The following is a 19115-nucleotide window of genomic DNA, read 5'->3' as shown; positions in this document are numbered from 1 at the left end:
ACGCCGCTTCGCGGGCGCAGGAGCCGCTCGTGTGCATGCGCACCAGCGGCTCGCAATCCGTGTCGTCGCCCGCCGGACATCGCGCGGCACGGCCCTGTTCCGGAGCGTGCGGACCGGCCCGCATCGCGCCGAGTGTCGAGGACACGTTGATGAAACCGATTGCCCGCCTGGCCAGCCCCGCCGTGCTGGGGGCCGCGATGTGCCTGCTTGCCGCGGTGCCCGCGAGCGCTGCGCCGCCGATCTTCCGCCCGATCCCGAGGCTGTGCCCCGCCGTCGGCCCCTGCGCGCTGTATCCACGGCGGCTGGTGATCCCTGCCGAGGCACTCGGCCGCAGCGGCGCGATTTCGCCTGCCGAGCGCGGGCTCAACTGGACCGGCGGCTACACCTCGTTCGTGATCCCGCGCCCGCTCGATTACCGCGGCGGCCCGGTGCGCGTGGTGGTGTTCCATTACATCCCGATCGACGACGCAGGAACGGTCGGCTTTTCGCTGACGCCGGTCTCGCTGCGCGCCGGAGGCGGATACGAAACCTACGGCGGCAACGTTACCGCGCTGGTACCGGCCAACTCGGACACGCATTACGAACAATGGGCGCAGCTCGCGCCCGTCGGCGGCGGCTTCAGCGGCGCCGCGCCGTGGTGGAGCGTCGAGATCCACCGCGCCGGTACGTTCACCGGCCGCATCGTGCTGCTGACGGTGCTGGTCGAGTACGACTGAGCGGACGTTGGCTTCCGTGCCACATCCCTGCAGGCGACGCACGCGCCGCTTGCAGGGATAACGGATCGAGCGCGGCCGGACGAGGTCGACCTAACGCGCCGGGTCGATCGGTGTGTCGCGCGTGATCGTCTCGCGCAGATGCCCGATGGGAATGCCGAGCCAGCGGACCGTCCCGGTGTTCGCGATCGACTGCCCATCGGGCAACGGCTCGAGCACCTGTTCCATGCGCACGCCGGCGCGATTGACCGGATAACGCAGCGTCAGCCGCTTTCCTTCAACGACCGCAGTGCCGGGCCCGGCCGCATCGCTGAGGGTGAACGTGAACTGCTGCTCGCCGGTGGGCCGGATGATCCAGTGGCGCTTGCGTGGCGCCTCGCCTTCGAAGTTCACCACCTGGTCGAGCCGGAACGAGCCGTCCGCCTGCTGCCGCCCATGGCTTTCGACGCGGAACGGCCGCGCATCGCCGAACAGCAGCGTGAGTTCGCCGCGCCCGGTCGAGCGGCCTTCGAACAGCGATACGGGATCGGCCTGCGGCGCTGGTGTCGCGGCAGCCGCGACGGCGAGCGGACAGGCGAGCAGCAGGGCGGCAAGAGCGGGACGCATGCCTTATCTCTGCATGGCGGCGGTGAGCACGGCGCCAAAAGCGGGCGAGCGGCGCCGAAGCGCCGCGTTCGTCCGCGGTGGGCGGAATCGCTGTGCGGCGCGGCTACGCGCCGCGCGCGTACAGCGTCAGCCCCTTGAGGAAATACCGCAGCAACTGATCGCCGCAGAGGCGGAAGTTCTTGTGGTCGGGCTGGCGGAACAGCGCACTGAGCTCGGGTTTGGTGACCGGCCGTCCAGCGGCCTCGAACACGCGCAGCACGTCGGTGTCCTTCATCTCGAACGCAACGCGCAGCTTCTTGAGCACGACGTTGTTCGTGACGCGCTTTTCCGGCGGCCGCGGCGGCAGGCTTTCGTCCCGGCCACGGCAGTGGATCACCAGCCCATCGAGGAACAGCGCGAGCAAGCGGTTGCTGCACTCGACGAAACCTTCTTCGTCTTCCTTGCGCAGCATCGCCTGCACGTCGGATTTGTCGATCGATATATTCGGATCGGCATTCTTGATGATGTCGGCGACATGGGCGTCGCTGAGATCGAGTATGTAGCGCACGCTGCGCAGTACATCGTTGTTGATCATGACGCTTCCTTGGGCGTGACTGCCGGCGTAGGCGCGATGAGACCGCAAGAACGCGACCGCGTCCACCGCCGACGCTGCGGGCGCGGGCGAACGCCGCGCCGCGCAGCGCGAGTGCCAACGCGGCCCGCCGGACGCTGCAGTGGCGAGTGCTGCAGCGTACGCGCGCCTGCATGGTGAAGAGGCCGTCCGGGCACGCTTGGTATAATCGCCTCGCAATCGCGGCGCCTTTGGCGTCATCGCGATCGTTCGAAACCGGCTCCCGCCGATGTGCCGCTGCGCGGTTTATCGGGAGCCTGCGTGGCATGCGGGGCATCGGCCCCGGGCGTTTCCCTCGACTGCGCCGACCGCCCGCGGCGGCCATGTCCACGCCATGCGCGGCCCCTTGCGGGCCGCTCTGCCCGGCCGATCGCCTCGGCGATCCGCCGTTCCCGTCGCGCCCGTCGCGACTGCAACGACAGGAGCCTGCCATGAGCCTGAGCCCCCGCACGTCCCCGCGCACACGCCGCGCCCCGGATCTGTCCCGCGACATCACCAGTGAGCGCATCGCGGACGACCTCGCCGCCTTCCGCCGCAACGGCGGGCGCATCGAACGCCTCGGCACCACGCGCGTGCTCACGCGTGTCGATGAAGCCACCACCAACGCACCACGCCCCGTCGCCGTGCCAACGCGCATGCGCGGCTGACCGGAACGTCGGAGCGGAACCGGGCCTATCGTCCGGTTCCGCTCCGGCCGGGCCGGACGCGAACCCGATACCGGCGTTCGCAACGCACGTCTCGCGCCTCGCATCGACTGACGCTCGACCGTGGCGCTTCACCAGTTTCGCTTCAGCCTTTTCGCACCAGCACCACGCCGGCGACGACCAGCAGCGCACCGACAACGCGTGCGGCACTGATGGGCTGGCGCATCAGGCCCAGCGCGCCAATGTGGTCCAGCCACAGCGCCATTACGATCTGTCCGGCGATGCCGATCGTGATCAGCGACGCCAGCCCGATGCGCGGCGCCGCGTAGGCGGCAATCGCGACATAGACGGCGCCGTAGACACCGCCCACCCACGCGTACCACGGCAGCATTGAGAACGGGGCCAGCCCCGGCCGGTTGCCGCTCGCCAGCCATGCGACCAGCAGCGCAGCGGTACCGACCGCGAATGAGATCAGCGCGGCGAGCACCGGCGAGCCGCCGGCGCGCGCGAGCATCACGTTGGTCGGAGCCTGCAGCGCGATCATCGCGCCGGCCAGCAGCACCAGCAGTATCGGCAGCGCAATGGTGGGGTTCATGGACGTGGCCTTTCATCGTCGGTGCGGATCCGCACACACCGCGATGCACGCGAAACCCCATGCAAAAAGGTCAGGCCGGTTCCCGTAGGAGACAGGCCCGACCCTTGATCAAATCCTTGTGCGACCTGACCGATGGCCGGCCGCAGGAAGCCGCAGCGATCAGCCTGCAGTCGTCACGCGCGGCGGCGGCGCACCGTTGTGGATGTAGCGTTCGAACACGTCGGAGAAATCCTTCGTGTGGTGACGTACCTGGGTCGCAGTGTTCAGCGCATCGAGAATCGCATCGTAGTGCGCGACCACCGCGCCCTCGTTCGCCAGGTTGCCGAGCTTCAGCATGCCGCCGAGTGCATCGAGCGTGCGCACCGCGTTTTCGCGGCTGCCCATGTCGCGCATCTGCTGGCGCCCGATCGCGATCAGCGCCTTGTAGATGTCCTTGACCTGCTCAAGGAACTGCTTTTTGACGTCGATGCTGAACACCGCGTCGCCAAGGCGGAATTTCAGCTCCACGTCACGATCCATCGTGCCCGCGGTTTCAATCAGCACCTCGCCGACACGCTGACTTGCGTAGTCGTAGCGCTTGATGCTGCGCTTGCTCGACACCGCCGACTCGCCGTCGACGTGGATCAGTGCGAGGTTGGTGAAGCAGTACTCGTCCTTCTTCGACTTGATCAGGAAGAAGATCCGCTCGCCGTCCTCGTGGAAAAGGTAATCGTCAGCGTCGACCTTGGCGTACTCCGCCGGCGAAATGATGACGCCGATGTCGCTGAGGCCGAGTGCGTCGGACGCGATTTTTCCAAACATGGGGTTCAGTCCTTTTGATGGGCGTGGTGCCGGCTGTGGTGTACCAGTGCGGCGGTAGCGCTACAAGACCCGGACGTCATCCAGCCCAGACCAGCGCGAGCGCATGCGCGCGGATCCCGTTCAGCGTGGCGCTGCGCGACCCCTCCCGCGCGCAACCCGGCGCTTCGGTAGACGGCAAGCTTGAGGTCATTCTTGAATCGTTGAACCGGAAAAAGAAGCTCGGCGGTATGGCCGGCCGCCAGACGCAGAGCAACAGAATCTCAAGCACAGGCTTTCATAAAACAAAGCGCGTCGAGATCGATTCCGCGAAACCCGTGTCGCCGCCCCGTGAAATTGGACTCAGCAAAACATGAAGCAGTCATGTTTGCGCTTGAGATAGGTGGGAAAAACAGTGTCTCTTCGCGCGCTGTTGAGCTCCCTAAATAAAAAAATTTTTTCGTGTCCGTTGTTTTTCGCGATTGCGTTGCTACCAATATGGAGCGTCCTCCGAGGCGCCCACGTCGCGCCATGGAGTGCGCATCACCGGTTCAGGCTGGACGCCACGCAATCGAGGTCAAACCATGACGTCAGTATCCCGTCGCTCGTTCATCCGTGGCCTTGCAACCGTGCCCGTCGGCCTTTGGCTGGCCGGCAAGGTGCACGCCAATACCACCCACATCCGCTATGACCTCTCGAGCCCCGAGGGGCACGAAATGCTGCGCATCCTTGCGCAGGGCGTGGCGAAGATGAAGGCGCTGCCGGGCAAGCGGCCCCAAGGCTGGCTCTGGCAGTGGTACACGCACTTCGTCAACGGCAACACAACCAAAGCCGACGAGATCAGCCGCCTGCTCGGCGGACCGACGACGACGCTGGGCATGTTTGCCGAGGAGACGTGGAATACCTGCCAGTCGCATGCGGGCCAGAACGCGAACAACTTCATGCCTTGGCACCGCATGTACGTGTATTTCTTCGAGGAGATCGTGCGCGAGATCACCGGGCGCCCGGACTTCGCGCTGCCGTACTGGAACTACACCTCGCATGACCCGGCCAAGCGCGGCGTCGTGCCGGTCGAGTTCCGTTTGCCGAACGACCCGCTGTTCGGCACGTTCTACCGTTCGTTCCGCACCAGCCTCGCCAACTCCGGGCAGCCGATCCACCAGGGCCAGCCTGGCGACCCGATGGACATCAGCGTCGCGATGGCCAAGACGCACTACAGCACGATCGACGGCGTGCAGGGCTTCTGCCGCGCGATCGATTCGGGCGTGCACGGCCGCATCCACGTGCTGACCGGCACCAGCAAGAACATGGGCGCAGTGCCGTATGCGGCGCAGGACGCGCTGTTCTGGGTGCATCACGCGAACATCGACCGCATGTGGGCGAGCTGGAACGCGAACGGCAACCCGAACCCGACCTCGGGCAGCTGGCGCGACCGCGAGTTCGTGTTTGTCGATGGCAAGGGCCAGCGCGTCACGGGCCGGCTGCGCGACTTCTTCGACACCAACGTGCTCGGTTACCGCTACGACCGCCACATCGGCCCCGACGGCCGCGAGGGCAGCGCGACCCTGATGACCGCCAGCGCAGCGCGCCGTTCGGTGGGCACGGTGGCCGAGCGCATCGGCAGTGCACCGTCGGTCGAGCTGGCCGCCCGGCCGATCCGCTCGATCGTCAGGCTCGAAGATGGCAAGCCCGCCACCGCGCTCGACCCGAGCGGTTCACGCCGCACCTGGCTGATCGTCAAGGACCTGCACACCTGGGCGCAGCCGGAAGTGCTGTACCACGTGTACCTGTCGCCGCGCGGCGGTGGCATCGGCCCGCGTGTGTATGCCGGCAACATCCACTTCTTCGATGCCGAGTTCCACGATCACGGCAACAGCAACCTCGACGAAGCACTCGGTGAGAACTTCTACAGCTTCGACGTCACCGAGATCCTGCAGCGTATCGCCGCGAATGGTGGCGCGTCGAAGGCCCCGCTCGAGGTCGCGTTCGTTCCGGGCGGCCAGCCCACCCCGGGCGCCAAGCCGCTGGTGGGAACGATCCAGCTGATCTGGCAGTGATGCATCGCCGGCCGGCCTGCCCGGCCGGCTGAAGCGGATTGGATCGCCCCGGTCAGGCAGAACGCCTGACCGGGGCGATTTGCGGATGCACGGGCGATTACCGCAACGGTTGCTTGCGCGGCAGTGTCCTGCAGGCTCGACGGCCGCGTCTAGTTTTGCGGCGTGCATTGACCACCCGGTTGCGGGTGGTATCCACTGACGTGCGACACGTCCGCTCGCTCAACCGGATCGCCCACGGCCCGCGTGCTGCGCGCCGAGGATGAATCGTGAACGGCTCTAGCTATGGAGGCCCCGCAGGCCGAACACCTGGCGCACACGGTCCCGGTAAGCCGGGCCGCTTCCGAGCCGCGCTCCGCTTGCCAGGCGGAACAGGTACTGCCCGGATTCCAGCGTTTCGATATCGGCGACCGCATCGATGCGCACGATGCGCGAGCGGTGGATGCGGACGAACCGCTTCGGGTCGAGGCGAGACTCCATTGCGGACATCGTTTCGCGCAGCGTCAGTCGCTCGGGCCCGAGGTGCAGTTCGACGTAGTTCGAACGGGCCACCAGGCAATCAATTGCCTGCACGACCACCATGCGCATGCGATGCCCGACCGGGACTGGAATGCGCTCGGCGAAGCCGGCATCGGGCATGGGCTGATCGCGCCCACGCTCGGCGCGTGCGCGGTCGAGCGCAACGCGCAGCCGTTCGCGTGAATAGGGTTTGAGCAGGTAGTCGACGGCGCCGCGATCGAACGCGGCCACCGCATGACAGGCGTAGGCGGTGACCAGCACGACATGCGGTCGCCAGCACGCGGCCGCACCATCGAGCGCAGCGAAGCCGTCCAGACCCGGCATTTCGATGTCGAGAAACACGACATCCGGCTTGAGGCTGCCCAACGCATCGGCGGCAGCGGCGCCGTCGCTGCATTCGCCGAGGATGTGCACGCCGGGCTCGGCCCCGAGCATCCGACGCAGGCGCGCACGCGCCATCGGCTCGTCATCGACCACGAGCACACGCAGCGGTGCGGCGTTCACGAGGCCCCGCCCATCGCCAGCGGCAGCGACACCTGCACGCGCGTACCGCCGCCCGCGCACGGAACAATCTGCAGGCTCTGCGCGTCCGCATACAGGCACTGCAGTCGCGCGCGCGTGTTCTGCAGGCCCACGCCGAAGCCGGGCGCAGGCGCCTGCTCGGCCCCGTCGTCGCGCACCTCGAGCATCAACCGGTCGCCGTCGCGGGCGGCGCTGACCTCGACCGTTCCCGGCGTCTTGCGCAGCGCAACCGCGTGGGTCACCGCGTTCTCGACCAGCGGCTGCAGCATCAGGCGCGGCACCTGCGCATCCAGCACCGCGGCATCGACATGGCGGCGAAACTGCAAGCGCTCGCCGAGGCGCACCTGCTCGATCTCGATGTAGCACTCGACCACGCCGAGTTCGTCGCGAAGCGAGGTGAGCTGCTGGCGCGTGGACTCCAGGCTGTGCCGCAGAAGCGCGCCCAGATTCACGAGCATCTGGTCGGCCGCGTCGACATCGTGGTGAACCATTTCCGCGATCGAGTTCAACGCGTTGAACAGGAAGTGCGGGTTGAGCTGCGCGGCCAGCGCGTCCAGCCGCGCTTGGGTAAGCCTGGCCTGCAGCTCTTCGGCCTGCCGCTCGCGTTCGCGCGAGCGCAGGGCGTAGACGCGCGCATGCCCCACGCCGACGATCAGGCAGCCCATCAGCAGGTTGTTGAAGACGCTGGTCATCAACACGCCGCGCCACACGGGCGCCGCCGGATACCAGCCCACCCACGGGTCCAGCACCATGACCGCGACCGCGCGGTAGACGATCACGACCGCGACCGCCGAGAGCAGGCACGCGGTCGCGACGCCACGGCGCCCGCGTTCGATCGGTACCCGGGCCGTGCACCACAGCAGCCACAGCGTCGCCGGTACCCATAGCGCGGCGCTGACCATTTCCATGCGCAGCACGTCGCTCCACGCGGCCGGCTGCCCCATCGTCGAGCGCATGCTCAGCACCTGGGCCGTCCAGATCAGGCCATTCAGACCCCACCAGGCGACCACCGCGAGCAGCACTGGTGAGGTCAATCCGCGCATGTGCCGATCAAGCTAGACGCCCGGCCCGCGCGTCGCAACCGCGCCTGCGGCGTTCGTCCCTGGTTTCCCTGCATTCGTCCCGGCCATCGTTCCGACGCCGCGTGCGGGTGCAGCGTGGCGACTCCTCAACGGAGACGCCGCGATGAAACGGAACGCATTTTTGGGATCTGCCCTGGTGGCTGGCTGCCTCGCCTTTCCTCTCACCGCCGCTGCTGCGGACGAGGCGTGCCCCCCGCCGGTCAAGTTCGGCGAAGGCGTGGTATCGACCGACGCGTGGGAATGGCGCCTGAGCTTCGAGCCATCCGGCAGGCAGATGTACTGGTCGCGCACCCGCGGCTGGTGGTCCGCAACGTCCGGAATCATCGCGCGCGAGTTCTTCGCAGACGGGCTGCTGATCATCGACTACCCGGCGAAGACGCTGTCGTTCACGCGCACGCATGCGCTGGCGCCCGACGATAACAACGCGCTGCCCTACGAGCGTGCGTTCCGCATTCCGGTTTCGATCGGCGAACTGCAAACCGTCGGCAACCTCGACACCGGCGCCAATGTCGCATTCGTCCTGCCGAGCGCGCTGCATGCACAGGTCGGCACCGGTCGACTCGAGAATGCCGGCCCCGGTCAGCTCACCAACGGCAAAGTCCAGACTCAGCGGGCGACGGTGAAGGGGCCGTTCCGCATCGGCGATGTGCAGTTGTCGAACGTGGAGGTGCGCGTGTCAGCGCAATTTCCGGAACTGCTGGTCGGCGCGCATGCGCTGCAGGACGCGGTCGTGCTGATCGACCAGCGCTCGAAGCGTGTTGCGGTGTGCAACGGGGCGGCAGGCGCACGCTGATACCGACAGCGGTGCGTGGCGGCGAACCGGCGATCGGTGCAGGCGCGGGCTCGCCACTTCGTTAACGAAGTCTGCCCTCCGCTTTCGGCGTCAGTGACGGCGCCGGTCGACCGAGTGCGTGTCCTCGTCGCGGAAGCAGTACAGCACCCATGCGGCCGCGAAGATGATCAGCGACGGGTAGAACAGCACATTGCCGCCTTCCAGATACCAGCCCCAGGGATCGACCACCGATCGCCACACGCCGAGCAGCGTCACCCCGGTGATCAGCAGCAACAGCGGATAGGCGAAGCGGCGCAGCCAGCCCAGCACGACAGCAAGCCCGAGCGCTATCTGCAACGCGCCGAACACCTTGAGCAGTGCCGCCGACGAGAAGAGGTCGAGGTAGAAGTGCCGCGACACTTCCAGCCCGTGCTCGACATTGACGATCTTGTCGAGCCCCCAGAACACCATCAAAAGCCCGAGCGATATACGAAGCACGAGAAGCGACGCTGCTTTCATCAAAAACCTCCGCGAGGGGCTGCGAGCCGGGTAACGGCGAACGCGTGTTCGCGAAAGTGTGCGCCACGCGGTGCGGGGACCGCGTAACGATGCATCGCCTTCTGCGCTTGGGCAAAGCCAGGGCCCGACTACGCATTCCGCCCGACGCCCGAGGGCCACCGCAGCGCGCCGCGCATAATGCCGGGCACCGCGCCAATCGTTGTCACGCACCGGCGCCCGTGAACCTGAAGCAGGAGACAGCCATCGTGCGGATCACTTTTCTGGCCCTGTTCGCCCTGATCCTGTTCGCACCGCTCGCTGCGCGTGGCGAATCGTTCGAATCCCATGCGCGTGGGTTCGAGGCAAGTCTCGAACAACTGCGCAACGAGCACCGGCTGCCGGGACTGTCGGCCGCGATCGTCAAGGATCGCGAACTTGTGTGGAAACGCGCCTACGGGGTCGCGAACGACGAGGTTCCGGTCACGACCGATACGCCGTTCTGGATCGCATCGGTGACCAAGCCGTTCATGGGACTGCTGTTCCTGCGCCTTGCCGAGGACGGCGTGATCGACCTGCAGGACCGCATCAACGAGGTCGAGGGCTGGGACGGGTTCTGCGGGTGGCTCACCCAATCCCCGCTGCCATTTGGGCGTGACCTGCGCTGCGATGCGCCGATCACGATTGACCAGATCCTGCATCACACGGTCAATGGCGAGCCGGGCACGCGGTTTCTGTACAACCCCTTCATGTATTCGCGGCTGTCGCGCTATATCGCGCACAAGTACGGACAGCCGGTGGAAGCGATCGATCGGGGCCACAACCAGATGGCGCGCCTGCTCGATACCCATGTGCTGGAGCCGGCTGGTATGCGACGCACGATGGCAAGTCAGTGGGACCGGGCGAAGATGGATGTGTTCTTCGATATGGCCCAGGGCTATGGCGTCGGTGAGGATGGGGACCTGATCGCGCGCCGCCGGCCCGGGCGGCATCTCGCCGGCGGCGCGGGCGTGGTATCCACCGTCGAGGACCTTGCGCGCTTCGACATCGCGCTGGACAGCGGTGAACTCGGCAGCCCTGCGTTGAGGGCGAAGCTGTTCACCCCTGCGAAAGCCGAGGACGGCTCCGCGCTGCCGTACGCGTACGGCTGGTACGTGCAGGACTACCGGGGCGAAAAGCTCGTCTGGCATGCCGGCTGGGACGAGGAAGCCGGCTTTTCGGCGCTGTACCTCAAGGTGCCCGCGCGCGGGCTCACGCTGATCCTGCTCGCGAACGGCGAAGGCCTGCACTGGGGCAATCCGCTCGATGCGGCAGCGGTCGAACGCTCGCCGTTCGCGCAGGCGTTTCTGGAGCGGTTCGTGTTCGACAGGCACCCGGGCGCCGACTGAAGCGCATGTGGGTTCGGTCGCGTCTGGCGCGCCTCTGCACGAGCCGAAGGCACGCGAAGCCGGGCTGCTTATGCTTCAGCCAGGCCCGGTCTCCCGACCCTCTGTACGAAGAACCAAATCCGACCCCGTTAGTCGTGCGGGGTCTCTACGAAGAACCGAACGCGTTAGTCGACCCGTTACTCGTCGCGTGGCAGCTCGACGGTAAACGTCGTACCCCGCACCTCGTCGGATTCCACGCTCACCCGGCCGCCGTGGCCTTCGGCGATCTCGCGCGCGATGAACAGCCCAAGGCCCAGGCTGGTCTTCGGCCGGGTATCGGACGTGTCATCGTCGGCCAACTGCACGAGCGGCTTGAAGATCGCCTTCAGCGCGGCCTCGGGGATCGCCGTGCCCTGGTTGGTGATGCGGATACGATTACATCCGGGCGTCGCCGTGGCCTTGACCGTCACCGGGCGCGACCTCGCGCCGTGCTGCGCGGCGTTGACGAGCAGGTTCACGAACAACTGGTGCAGCCGCGTCGCGTCGTAGTGGCCGGCAGGCCCGCCGGTGACCTCCAGTTCGTAGCACGTCTGCGGATAGGTCGCCGCCGCATCGGCAATGGCGGCATCCAGCGCCTCGGCCAGATCACACCGGCCCTGCGTGATCGACAAGCCTTTGCCGAGCTGCGTGCGCGTGTAGCCGAGCAGATCATCGACCATGCCCTTCATCACCCGTGAGCTGCGCTGCACGGTCTTCGCCAGTTGCGCGAGCTGCTGCGCGGACAGGCCTTCCCGCGCCAGCATCTCGCCGGTCAGCGCCATGTTGGCCAGTGGAGAGCGCAGGTCATGGCCGAGCACCGCAAGAAACAGCTGGCGCGCGTGCGTGCTGGCGTCGCCGTACGCGACGATCGATTCGGCGAGCGCCTGGTCGATCGATTCGTTGAAGCGGACGACTTCACGCACGGTGCTCTCCGACATGTCATCCACGCCAGGCAGCCACAGGCGCAGCACCGTCGACCGCAGCGCCCGGAATTCGGCGCTCACTTGGATCAGTGAAAACTCATGGCTTTGGCGCAGCGATCCATGGATCGACGCCGCGCTGCGGGCAGCGCTCGCTTCGCCGAGCCCCTGCGACTTGCGGGTCTGCTGCTCGTCGCTCTGCGCGGTTTCGATGTCGACTGCAATGCCGAGCAGCATTTGTTTTGCGTGGTCGCGCAGCACCAGGTCCGACAAGTCCGAGCCGACCGGCGCATTACGGCGTGCGAAGCCATCCCATTCCGAGAGGATCAGCTCGATCTCCGTGCGGATGAAAACAGACAGTCTCATGGGTGGTGTTTAACCCGTGCGTTGGCTGGGGGCCGCCGATCGCTCGCCACGCCTGGCATGCGTGATCCGCTACGGCGGTGTTCTGCCCGCCCGGATGGCCGCGAGTGGAAGCCGGCCTGCGTCCATGCGATGCGCACTACGGATGGGCGCGCAATGGCTCGACGCGGGATCGTGGGCGCGGTCGATGGACGACTCTAGCAGCTCATGGGAATCGGCCATGCAGCGAAGGCGGCGAACGCGCGGACGAGACCCGGCGTGCTCAAGCCCGTTCGCCTGGCTGAGGCAGACGGCTCAGCCTGGGCCTACGCCCCGCCGCCCTGCACGTTGAAAACCGCCGTGCCGTCCGTCATATCGCGCCATACCGGCGCGCGATCGCCACGCCGACGACCAGCGCGATTCCGGCAATCACCATCCAGCCATTGCGATGCCGCCACGGAATCGGGTCACCGCCGAGCATCGCCTCGCCCGAGCGGCGTTCGATCAGCCAGCCGTGCCTGCACACCGGGCACACCAGCTGGTACTGCCGCTCGGTGACGCACACCGGCAGGTAGAACAGCGATCCCCACTCGTAACGAAGCCGCAGCTCGAACTCGCGCGGCTCGCCGCACGTATCGCATGCATGGGTCTCGGTCACGTCGAACGTCAGCACCCTGCCGGCGCTGCCGATGGGAATCAGGAGCATGGGAGGGTCACCGGCCGTGGCGGAAACATGCGGTCGCCCTCAATCCCAGCTCAGCCTTTCGCTGCCGTCTTTTTATTGGCTTGCGCATCTGCATCTGCGGCGGTGCTGCCGCCCAGGTGCCGGGCGAGGAAATCGAGCAACCGGGTCAGATAGCCACGCCGGTTTTCGTCGGCGTAGAAGCCATGCCCTTCGCTTGCGACGTAGAAAGTCTCGACCGGTTTGCCCGCGGCCCGCAGTGCCCGCTCCATCTTCTTGCTGTGCGCAATCGGCGCAACGCGGTCTTCGCCGCCGGCTACGAGCAGCACGGGCGCGGTGATCCGCTCGGCGATGTGGATGGGTGAGCGCGCCTTGAGGGAGCTGCGCTCGCCGAGCCAGTCATCCGCCCACGTGCGCATCCAGCGCGCCGTACGCGAATCTTCCCGATGCATCGCCTCGAGGTCGTAGACGCCTACGTAGCCGACTGCGCAACGGTACAGCTCGGGCTCGCGTGCAGCGCCCATCAACGCTGCATATCCTCCGTAGCTCGCCCCGACGATGCAGATGCGCGAGGCATCGGCGATGCCCTGCTCGATGGCCCAGCGGGTGGCGTCCGTGAGGTCGTCCTGCATCTTGCCGCCCCACTCACGCGCGCCCGCCTGCTTGAACGCCGAGCCGTAATTGCCCGAGCCCCGGTAGTTGATTCGAAGCACCGCGTATCCGGCTTCGCTCAGCAGATGGGCGTCGTCGTCGAATGCGAACTCGTCGAAGATGCCGAACGGTCCGCCGTGCGGCAAAACCACCATGGGCCACGGTCCGGCCGGGCCTGCGCCTCTGGGCGGGGTGAGGTATCCGTGCAGTGACAGCCCGTCGCGGGCTTTGAGCGTCACGGCGCGCGCGGCCGACAGCTGCGTCGGGTTGAACCACTCACGGGCGACGTACACGCCCTTGGCCGTCATCGCGTGCGTGTCGAACAGATAGGTGTCGCCGGGCGTGCGGTCGTTCCACACCTGGGCCAGCGCGTACCGGCCGTCGCGCGTATAGGACGTGATCGTCACCGCGGCATCCGGGAACGCCTTGCCCAGCGCGCGGTAGACGCGCGCGGTCTCGGTGGTCTCGTCGAACAGGCGCGTCCGGACACCCTCGCCCATGTACTGCAGGCCGATCAGTGCACGGCCATCACGGTCGTGGACGGTGTCGTACGGATCCACGGTGGGGTTGCGCTGCACCTGGGTTCGGGTGCCGGTCCGGGTGTTCCAGGCCACTGTCGCATCCGGGCCGTCGGCTTGCGCCACTTGCAGGTAGGCGGTGACCCCATCCGCGGCGAACCCCAGTGCGGATTCGTAGTGCCCACTCTGCGCCTCATCGTTGATGAGGCGCCATTCGCTTGCGTCGTTGTCGCGATAGAACAGCTTGCGCGCGTTGTCGTCACGCGCGCCTTCGGCAAAACGGACCTGGCCGGCGACGTCGGTGATGAACGTCGCACGCCGCACGGGCGCGGTTGCCACCGTGGACCGCCTGCCGGTGTACACGTCGAGCTTCTCTACGCGGGTCTTCGGGTCGACTCCCATGTCCCACGCGGCAATCAGCACGTGTGCGGGGTCATGCGGCAAGGTATCGATCAGCGAGGCCATCTCCCACGGCCCGGTATCGCCATACGTCTGGACCAGCCCGGGCTCGGTTTTCGGGCCGACGAGCGTCTTGACCCGGCTGCCATCGACGCCGAGCGCGTACAGGGTGCCGGTCGGATACGGCTGGTCGCGGCTGCCCAAGCGCTCCGCGGTGGACAGCACCACCCGGTCGCCCTTGGCCCACCAGAAGCGGTCGACCAGCGAGTGCTTCGGGCCGGTCGCGCCACCGACCACCTTGTGATCGGCGCGCCGGACAATCACCAGTCCGCCCCGGTCCTCGAGCTGCACCGTTGCGGCGTAATACAGCCCGTCGGGCGAGATCTTGATGCGCCCATAGCCGTCGCGTCGCAGATAATTTTCGAGGTTCACCTGCGGCGCAGCCGATGCCGACACCGGCACCTGCAACAGCCCAGCCATCCCCAGACACACGCCCAGTACCGCTGCCCACTTCCTGTTCATCCGCGCTCCCCTGCGCTTCCAAGCGGCGGTAGTGTAGTGGCCGCACGACGCGAGCCGCGACCACCCGCTTGATGCAGGCCGGGCAGGCCCAGGTCCGAGCCAAGCGGCACGCGCTGACGGGCGCTCCGTGGTCAGGCATTGTGGCCCTGCCCAATGCCGTCCTTACCGGCTGCCGCAATGCGGCGACCGGATCCCTTGCCCATCACCAGGAGCGACCATGTCCATCCGCAAACCTCTTGTGCGCAGACTTCTCGCGACCGCCGTCCTATGCGGCGCGATGTTCTCCATCCAGGCGGCCGAGGTCGCGCTGGCGCGGCTGGACTGCGGCGGTCAGCCCGAGCCGGTCAGCGTGGCGTCGTTCTCCGACACGATGGAGCACCCCGAGCTCAAGTTGCCGCTGACCTACAGCTGCTACCTGATCCGCAACGGCGATCGTTACCTGCTGTGGGACGCCGGCAATGCGGTCGACGGCACGCCGCGCGCGCCGAAGGTGTCGCTCGTGGACCAGCTTGCACGCATCAAGGTGCGGCCCGAGGACGTCGACTTCGTCGGCGTCAGCCACCACCACCTCGACCACACCGGCCAGCTCGCCTCGTTTCCGAAGTCCACGCTGCTGATCGGCCAAGGCGACTGGGACATGATGCGCGCGTCCACACCACCGGCCGGCATGGATGCGAAGGACTTCGCGACGCGCCGTGCCCCGTTCGCACCGTGGACGGCGGGCGGCGGCAAAGTCGAACCGCTCATCCGCGACCGGCATGACGTGTTCGGCGACGGCAGCGTGCTGATGATCAACCTGCCCGGCCATACGCCGGGGCACCACGGATTGCTGGTCAAGCTCGAGAAGAAAGGCCACGTGCTGCTGACCGGCGACGTGACGCATTTCCACGAGAACTACCGCAGCGATGGCATTCCCACCTGGAACGCGAACCGTGCGGACTCGCTCGCCTCGCTCGACCGCTTCAAGAAAATCGCCGACAACCTCGATGCGACCGTAATCATCCAGCACGACCCACGCGACGTGGAGAAGCTTCCGGTGTTTCCGGAGTTCGCGAAGTAAGCGGTTGCGCGTGCCCGTTGCGACATCAGCGGCCGCAAGGCCGCTGGTTCGCGGACGTGAGGCGACCGGGCCCGACCTGTATCGCGGTCAAGACGATCGCCTTCGCCACCGCTCGCTCAGTGCCGGCGCCGCGCGCGCGGCGAGGCCTGCAACAGCCGCGCCACTGCGTATCCGGCTTTTGCGCCTGCGATAGCGCCTGCAGCCGCGCAGGCGGCAGCCGCGATAGGCCCGACGACGACCCAGAGCGATGCGCCGAGTAGCGCGCCCATGGCGGACCCCGTGGCCGTTGCGGCCTGGTGATTCTGTTCGATGTGCTTGATGGTCATGCCTGTGATCCTTTGCCGTCCCCGGTGATGCGGCGGCAGCTTTCACGCTAGACCCGCGCCTCTGCGGAGCTTGTGAAATCCCGCGCGCAGTTCAGGCATCGGTCACGCTGAATGCGGCGGTCGCCTCGCAGTAAACGCGGCCTCGGATTCGAAGGCGCCTGTGTTCTTTGAAAGCGCGTATCCGTACCAGTGCGTGGCGAGCGCTACGCCGCGTGTTCGGGCGGCTTCGGGACGCCCGTTGTTGCCGCTGGCGGGCTGCGGTCGTCCGGGCCTTTGGCGGTCGACTTTAAGCCGCGGTCATCGGAACCGAGCAGCCGCCCAACGAGCGGGGTCCTCGGCTCGGCCCACCTGGTTACCGATCGCAGCACCGCGTCGCGATCGCGCCCATGCGCAGCGCCATGCCCTTGCCGGGCGATCGCATCCAGCAAATCGCCACTGAGTGCGCTGAGGTCCAGGCATGCCTCGCCGACCTCGTAATGCGGCGCATCGCCCGCGCCCACCCATGGGCGACGCATGTTGCTGCCGACCAGCCTCAGCACGCCATCGCGACCTTCGTACACCTGCGCAGTCAGCGTCGACCCCTGTTGCAGCGCCATCCCCACGGCGTTCTGATCGACGCAGCACGGCTGCGGCCCACCCGGTTGCGCTTCGACCGACGCGCCGCGCGCCGCCAACTGCAGCGCAACTTCGAGGTTGGCCCAGTCCTCTCCGCGGACGACGGCATAGCCCTGATCGCCGAGGTCCATAGCGACGCGAGGGTCGAGCCGGTCGAGATCGAAGTTGTATTCGCCCAGCGGCACCAATTCACCGCCTACCCGGCTGACGAGTGGCGCTTTGAAGACGGTTGGCACGACGAGAAGGGCGGTGTCTGCGCGAAGGAAAACGAGGAATTGCATGCGGCCACCTGAAAACTCGGCGGGCTGCGTAGGTCGCGGGCACTGCAAATGCGGCGGGATGCTACGTACAAGGAGCCTCAGGGGAACCGCCGCCTGACGCTGAGCCTCCATCCGGAGGTAAATGACGCGCCGTGCACATCGCGCGGACAACCCAACCTACGCGCAAACGAACGCGGCACCGGCACTTCCCGACCAGCGGTAGCGAGCGCAAGTGGTGAGACGCGCCTGACCATTACGCGTCACAGACGCCATGACAAGCCCGTTGTCGGGCTTGGCTCGAGGCCGATGCAAACCGACCTGATCGACGAGAGCCCCACGGCCGCGGTGCGCAGCAACTGCTGGCCCCTAAGGCGTACCGGCCGCGCCCTACATCGCTCCGGAAAGTTCGATCGACCTGATGCTGGCCCAGTCGAGGCCGAAGCGAGCCAGGTATTTCCTCAGGCGATCCGCATCGTTCGTGCTCGCACGCTGCGTCCGCGACGCTGCAAACAGTTCGCGTCCTGCGGCCGACAGCGACCTCGAGCGCCGACACACGGCGACTACCGCTTCCAACTGGACCCGATCGAACGGATCAAGCGCATCGGGATGCTGCAACAGCCCATCCAGCGGTGAGGCCGGCAGACCGGTGCGCCACTGCCGGCGCAGGCGCCCGATTTCCTCGTCGACCACGTCGAGCTGGATGCGGCCGGCCGTGGCCAGGGTCGCCATGCGCATGACGGATGCACCGAGGTCGCGGAAGTTGCCCGCCCACCTTGCCTCCGGGGACATCGCGAACGCGAGGTAACGGGCGCGCGCCTCCTTGTTGAACGTGACACGCTGGCGCTGGTCGCGTGACCAGCGCTCGAGCTCGAACTCCAGGTTGGGCTCGATGTCCTCCATGCGCTCAGCGAGGCCAGGCAAGCGATAGGTCCACAGGTTGAGTCGGGCGAGCAGGTCCTCACGGAAGCGCCCCTCGACCACGGCGTCCTGTAGATCACGATTGGTGCCTGCAATCAGCTGGAAGTCGCTCTCCACCTCGCGATCGCCGCCTGCAGGAAAGAAGCGCTTTTCCTCGAGCGCGCGCAGCAGCATGGCCTGCTCGTCGAGCCCGAGCTCGCCGATCTCGTCCAGAAACAACAGCCCTTGATGCGCCGACCGCAGCAGTCCGGCGCGGTCGCTCACGGCGCCGGTGTAGGCGCCCTTGACGTGCCCGAACAGGGTGCTCATCGCGCCATCGCCGCGAAGGGTCGCGCAGTTCACTTCGACGAAGCGCCCCGGCAGCTGGTGCTTGGTCTTCTTGAGGTCGAACACCCGCTTCGCGAGCTGGCTCTTGCCGGCACCGGTGGGCCCCATGAACAGCATCGGCGCCTTCGAGCGGGTCGCCACGGTCTCGATCTGCTCGATCATGCGGTTGAACGCCGGGTTCCGCGTCGCGATGCCGCTCTTGAGCAGCGCGCGGTCTTCCAGTTGCTGCTGCGCGAACCGCTGCGCGATCGCGTCGTAGCGCGATAGATCGAGGTCGATGACGCTGTAGGTGCCGGCGTCGCCGCCGCCCTGCTTGCGCGGCGGCGAGGTCTGCAGCAGCCGCCCGGGGAAGTGGCGGCTTTCGGTGAGCAGGAACCAGCAGATCTGCACCACATGCGTGCCGGTCGTGATGTGGACGTAGTAGTCCTCGTCCTCCGGCTGGAAGTCGTATGCGCGCAGGAAGTCGTGCAGCGTCGCGTAGACCGCTTCGAAATCCCAGGCATCGGCGAGGTGCATGTCGTGGCGGCGGACGACGGTCTGCGGCGAGGCCTGCGCGATGTCCTGCGCGACGCAGTCGGCGAGCGCGTTGTAGCGGCGCTCGTCGACCACGAGCTCGAAGCGGTCGACGAGGAAGTCCTCATACATCGCTATTGCGACGGTCGGGCGCCATTTCTCCCACCGCCCCGGGCCGGTGCCGGCGTCGAGCTGGGTACCGAGCATGCCGATGATGACCTGCCGCTTCGCCATGTATACGAGCCGATAAACTTCGATACATAAGTA

20 protein-coding genes are annotated in these 19115 nt (G+C 67.0%); 7 read left to right on the top strand and 13 right to left on the bottom strand.

Features of this window, described 5'->3' with window-relative positions:
• Positions 1-149: 149 nt before the first annotated feature.
• Positions 150-716: a hypothetical protein gene (locus ACFFGH_RS02595; protein WP_386664545.1), complete on the top strand. Its 567-nt coding sequence runs from the start codon at positions 150-152 to the stop codon at positions 714-716.
• A 90-nt stretch (positions 717-806) separates the two neighbouring features.
• On the opposite strand, the gene ACFFGH_RS02590 is transcribed toward ACFFGH_RS02595, so the two are convergent.
• Together ACFFGH_RS02590 and ACFFGH_RS02585 are read right to left on the bottom strand one after the other, a co-directional pair.
• Positions 807-1319 (bottom strand): DUF3833 family protein, encoded by a 513-nt coding sequence (locus ACFFGH_RS02590; RefSeq protein WP_386664543.1) that lies wholly within the window; start codon positions 1317-1319, stop codon positions 807-809.
• A gap of 103 nt (positions 1320-1422) precedes the next feature.
• Positions 1423-1893, bottom strand: coding sequence for a YehS family protein (locus tag ACFFGH_RS02585; RefSeq protein ID WP_386664541.1), 471 nt, complete (start codon positions 1891-1893; stop codon positions 1423-1425).
• Positions 1894-2360: 467 nt separating this feature from the next.
• Here ACFFGH_RS02585 and ACFFGH_RS02580 point away from each other — a divergent pair, with 467 nt between their 5' ends.
• The gene (locus tag ACFFGH_RS02580; RefSeq protein WP_386664540.1) at positions 2361-2576 is read left to right on the top strand and encodes a hypothetical protein; all 216 of its coding nucleotides are present in this window, start codon (positions 2361-2363) and stop codon (positions 2574-2576) included.
• A gap of 142 nt (positions 2577-2718) precedes the next feature.
• Here the strand turns inward: ACFFGH_RS02580 and ACFFGH_RS02575 are convergent, their stop codons facing one another.
• The gene (locus ACFFGH_RS02575; protein WP_386664538.1) at positions 2719-3168 is read right to left on the bottom strand and encodes a DMT family transporter; all 450 of its coding nucleotides are present in this window, start codon (positions 3166-3168) and stop codon (positions 2719-2721) included.
• 159 nt (positions 3169-3327) lie between these two features.
• Entirely contained in the window at positions 3328-3969 is a 642-nt protein-coding gene (locus ACFFGH_RS02570; RefSeq protein ID WP_386664536.1) for a PH domain-containing protein, read from the bottom strand.
• A 125-nt stretch (positions 3970-4094) separates the two neighbouring features.
• On the opposite strand from ACFFGH_RS02570, the gene ACFFGH_RS02565 reads away from it, so the two are divergent.
• Positions 4095-4322 (top strand): hypothetical protein, encoded by a 228-nt coding sequence (locus ACFFGH_RS02565; RefSeq protein WP_386664534.1) that lies wholly within the window; start codon positions 4095-4097, stop codon positions 4320-4322.
• A 207-nt stretch (positions 4323-4529) separates the two neighbouring features.
• Positions 4530-6002, top strand: coding sequence for a tyrosinase family protein (locus ACFFGH_RS02560; protein WP_386664533.1), 1473 nt, complete (start codon positions 4530-4532; stop codon positions 6000-6002).
• A 276-nt stretch (positions 6003-6278) separates the two neighbouring features.
• On the opposite strand, the gene ACFFGH_RS02555 is transcribed toward ACFFGH_RS02560, so the two are convergent.
• Together ACFFGH_RS02555 and ACFFGH_RS02550 are read right to left on the bottom strand one after the other, a co-directional pair.
• Complete coding sequence (locus tag ACFFGH_RS02555; RefSeq protein ID WP_386664532.1) at positions 6279-7022, bottom strand: LytR/AlgR family response regulator transcription factor; 744 nt, start codon at positions 7020-7022, stop codon at positions 6279-6281.
• The gene (locus ACFFGH_RS02550; RefSeq protein WP_386664530.1) at positions 7019-8083 is read right to left on the bottom strand and encodes a sensor histidine kinase; all 1065 of its coding nucleotides are present in this window, start codon (positions 8081-8083) and stop codon (positions 7019-7021) included. The genes ACFFGH_RS02555 and ACFFGH_RS02550 overlap by 4 nt, the downstream gene beginning before the upstream one ends.
• A 256-nt stretch (positions 8084-8339) precedes the next feature.
• Between ACFFGH_RS02550 and ACFFGH_RS02545 the strand changes: the two genes are divergently transcribed.
• A complete protein-coding gene (locus tag ACFFGH_RS02545) occupies positions 8340-8915 on the top strand; it encodes an aspartyl protease family protein (RefSeq protein ID WP_386664528.1) in 576 nt (191 codons plus the stop codon).
• Positions 8916-9005: 90 nt separating this feature from the next.
• Here the strand turns inward: ACFFGH_RS02545 and ACFFGH_RS02540 are convergent, their stop codons facing one another.
• Positions 9006-9413: a DoxX family protein gene (locus ACFFGH_RS02540; RefSeq protein ID WP_386664527.1), complete on the bottom strand. Its 408-nt coding sequence runs from the start codon at positions 9411-9413 to the stop codon at positions 9006-9008.
• 245 nt (positions 9414-9658) lie between these two features.
• Between ACFFGH_RS02540 and ACFFGH_RS02535 the strand changes: the two genes are divergently transcribed.
• Complete coding sequence (locus tag ACFFGH_RS02535; protein WP_386664525.1) at positions 9659-10777, top strand: serine hydrolase domain-containing protein; 1119 nt, start codon at positions 9659-9661, stop codon at positions 10775-10777.
• 176 nt (positions 10778-10953) lie between these two features.
• On the opposite strand, the gene ACFFGH_RS02530 is transcribed toward ACFFGH_RS02535, so the two are convergent.
• From ACFFGH_RS02530 to ACFFGH_RS02520, 3 genes are all read right to left on the bottom strand, one after another.
• Positions 10954-11988, bottom strand: a complete 1035-nt coding sequence (locus ACFFGH_RS02530) for a sensor histidine kinase (protein WP_386664524.1) — start codon at positions 11986-11988, stop codon at positions 10954-10956.
• Between the two features lie 439 nt (positions 11989-12427).
• Positions 12428-12763: a hypothetical protein gene (locus ACFFGH_RS02525; RefSeq protein WP_386664523.1), complete on the bottom strand. Its 336-nt coding sequence runs from the start codon at positions 12761-12763 to the stop codon at positions 12428-12430.
• Positions 12764-12813: 50 nt separating this feature from the next.
• Positions 12814-14829 (bottom strand): alpha/beta hydrolase family protein, encoded by a 2016-nt coding sequence (locus ACFFGH_RS02520; protein WP_386664521.1) that lies wholly within the window; start codon positions 14827-14829, stop codon positions 12814-12816.
• A gap of 217 nt (positions 14830-15046) precedes the next feature.
• Between ACFFGH_RS02520 and ACFFGH_RS02515 the strand changes: the two genes are divergently transcribed.
• Positions 15047-15889, top strand: a complete 843-nt coding sequence (locus ACFFGH_RS02515) for an N-acyl homoserine lactonase family protein (protein WP_386664519.1) — start codon at positions 15047-15049, stop codon at positions 15887-15889.
• A gap of 116 nt (positions 15890-16005) precedes the next feature.
• Here ACFFGH_RS02515 and ACFFGH_RS02510 read toward each other — a convergent pair whose 3' ends face one another.
• The 3 genes from ACFFGH_RS02510 to rtcR form a co-directional block, all read right to left on the bottom strand.
• On the bottom strand, positions 16006-16215 hold the full coding sequence (locus ACFFGH_RS02510) for a hypothetical protein (protein ID WP_386664518.1): 210 nt from the start codon (positions 16213-16215) through the stop codon (positions 16006-16008).
• 203 nt (positions 16216-16418) lie between these two features.
• Complete coding sequence (locus ACFFGH_RS02505; RefSeq protein WP_386664516.1) at positions 16419-17018, bottom strand: hypothetical protein; 600 nt, start codon at positions 17016-17018, stop codon at positions 16419-16421.
• Between the two features lie 459 nt (positions 17019-17477).
• The gene (gene rtcR, locus ACFFGH_RS02500; protein ID WP_386664515.1) at positions 17478-19082 is read right to left on the bottom strand and encodes an RNA repair transcriptional activator RtcR; all 1605 of its coding nucleotides are present in this window, start codon (positions 19080-19082) and stop codon (positions 17478-17480) included.
• Positions 19083-19115 lie beyond the last annotated feature (33 nt).

The organism is Lysobacter korlensis (assembly GCF_042434515.1).
Note: the sequence above shows the minus strand (reverse complement) of the source record. Positions and strands in the feature narration are given on the sequence as shown.

What these genes read in the sequence shown, in the direction of transcription:
- rtcR (WP_386664515.1), bottom strand. Translation starts at nt 19,082, where the DNA reads ATGGCGAAGCGGCAGGTCATCATCGGCATGCTCGGTACCCAGCTCGAC.
- ACFFGH_RS02590 (WP_386664543.1), bottom strand. Translation starts at nt 1,319, where the DNA reads ATGCGTCCCGCTCTTGCCGCCCTGCTGCTCGCCTGTCCGCTCGCCGTC.
- ACFFGH_RS02550 (WP_386664530.1), bottom strand. Translation starts at nt 8,083, where the DNA reads ATGCGCGGATTGACCTCACCAGTGCTGCTCGCGGTGGTCGCCTGGTGG.
- ACFFGH_RS02580 (WP_386664540.1), top strand. Translation starts at nt 2,361, where the DNA reads ATGAGCCTGAGCCCCCGCACGTCCCCGCGCACACGCCGCGCCCCGGAT.
- ACFFGH_RS02595 (WP_386664545.1), top strand. Translation starts at nt 150, where the DNA reads ATGAAACCGATTGCCCGCCTGGCCAGCCCCGCCGTGCTGGGGGCCGCG.
- ACFFGH_RS02510 (WP_386664518.1), bottom strand. Translation starts at nt 16,215, where the DNA reads ATGACCATCAAGCACATCGAACAGAATCACCAGGCCGCAACGGCCACG.
- ACFFGH_RS02560 (WP_386664533.1), top strand. Translation starts at nt 4,530, where the DNA reads ATGACGTCAGTATCCCGTCGCTCGTTCATCCGTGGCCTTGCAACCGTG.
- ACFFGH_RS02515 (WP_386664519.1), top strand. Translation starts at nt 15,047, where the DNA reads ATGTCCATCCGCAAACCTCTTGTGCGCAGACTTCTCGCGACCGCCGTC.
- ACFFGH_RS02585 (WP_386664541.1), bottom strand. Translation starts at nt 1,893, where the DNA reads ATGATCAACAACGATGTACTGCGCAGCGTGCGCTACATACTCGATCTC.
- ACFFGH_RS02575 (WP_386664538.1), bottom strand. Translation starts at nt 3,168, where the DNA reads ATGAACCCCACCATTGCGCTGCCGATACTGCTGGTGCTGCTGGCCGGC.
- ACFFGH_RS02570 (WP_386664536.1), bottom strand. Translation starts at nt 3,969, where the DNA reads ATGTTTGGAAAAATCGCGTCCGACGCACTCGGCCTCAGCGACATCGGC.
- ACFFGH_RS02520 (WP_386664521.1), bottom strand. Translation starts at nt 14,829, where the DNA reads ATGAACAGGAAGTGGGCAGCGGTACTGGGCGTGTGTCTGGGGATGGCT.
- ACFFGH_RS02540 (WP_386664527.1), bottom strand. Translation starts at nt 9,413, where the DNA reads ATGAAAGCAGCGTCGCTTCTCGTGCTTCGTATATCGCTCGGGCTTTTG.
- ACFFGH_RS02525 (WP_386664523.1), bottom strand. Translation starts at nt 12,763, where the DNA reads ATGCTCCTGATTCCCATCGGCAGCGCCGGCAGGGTGCTGACGTTCGAC.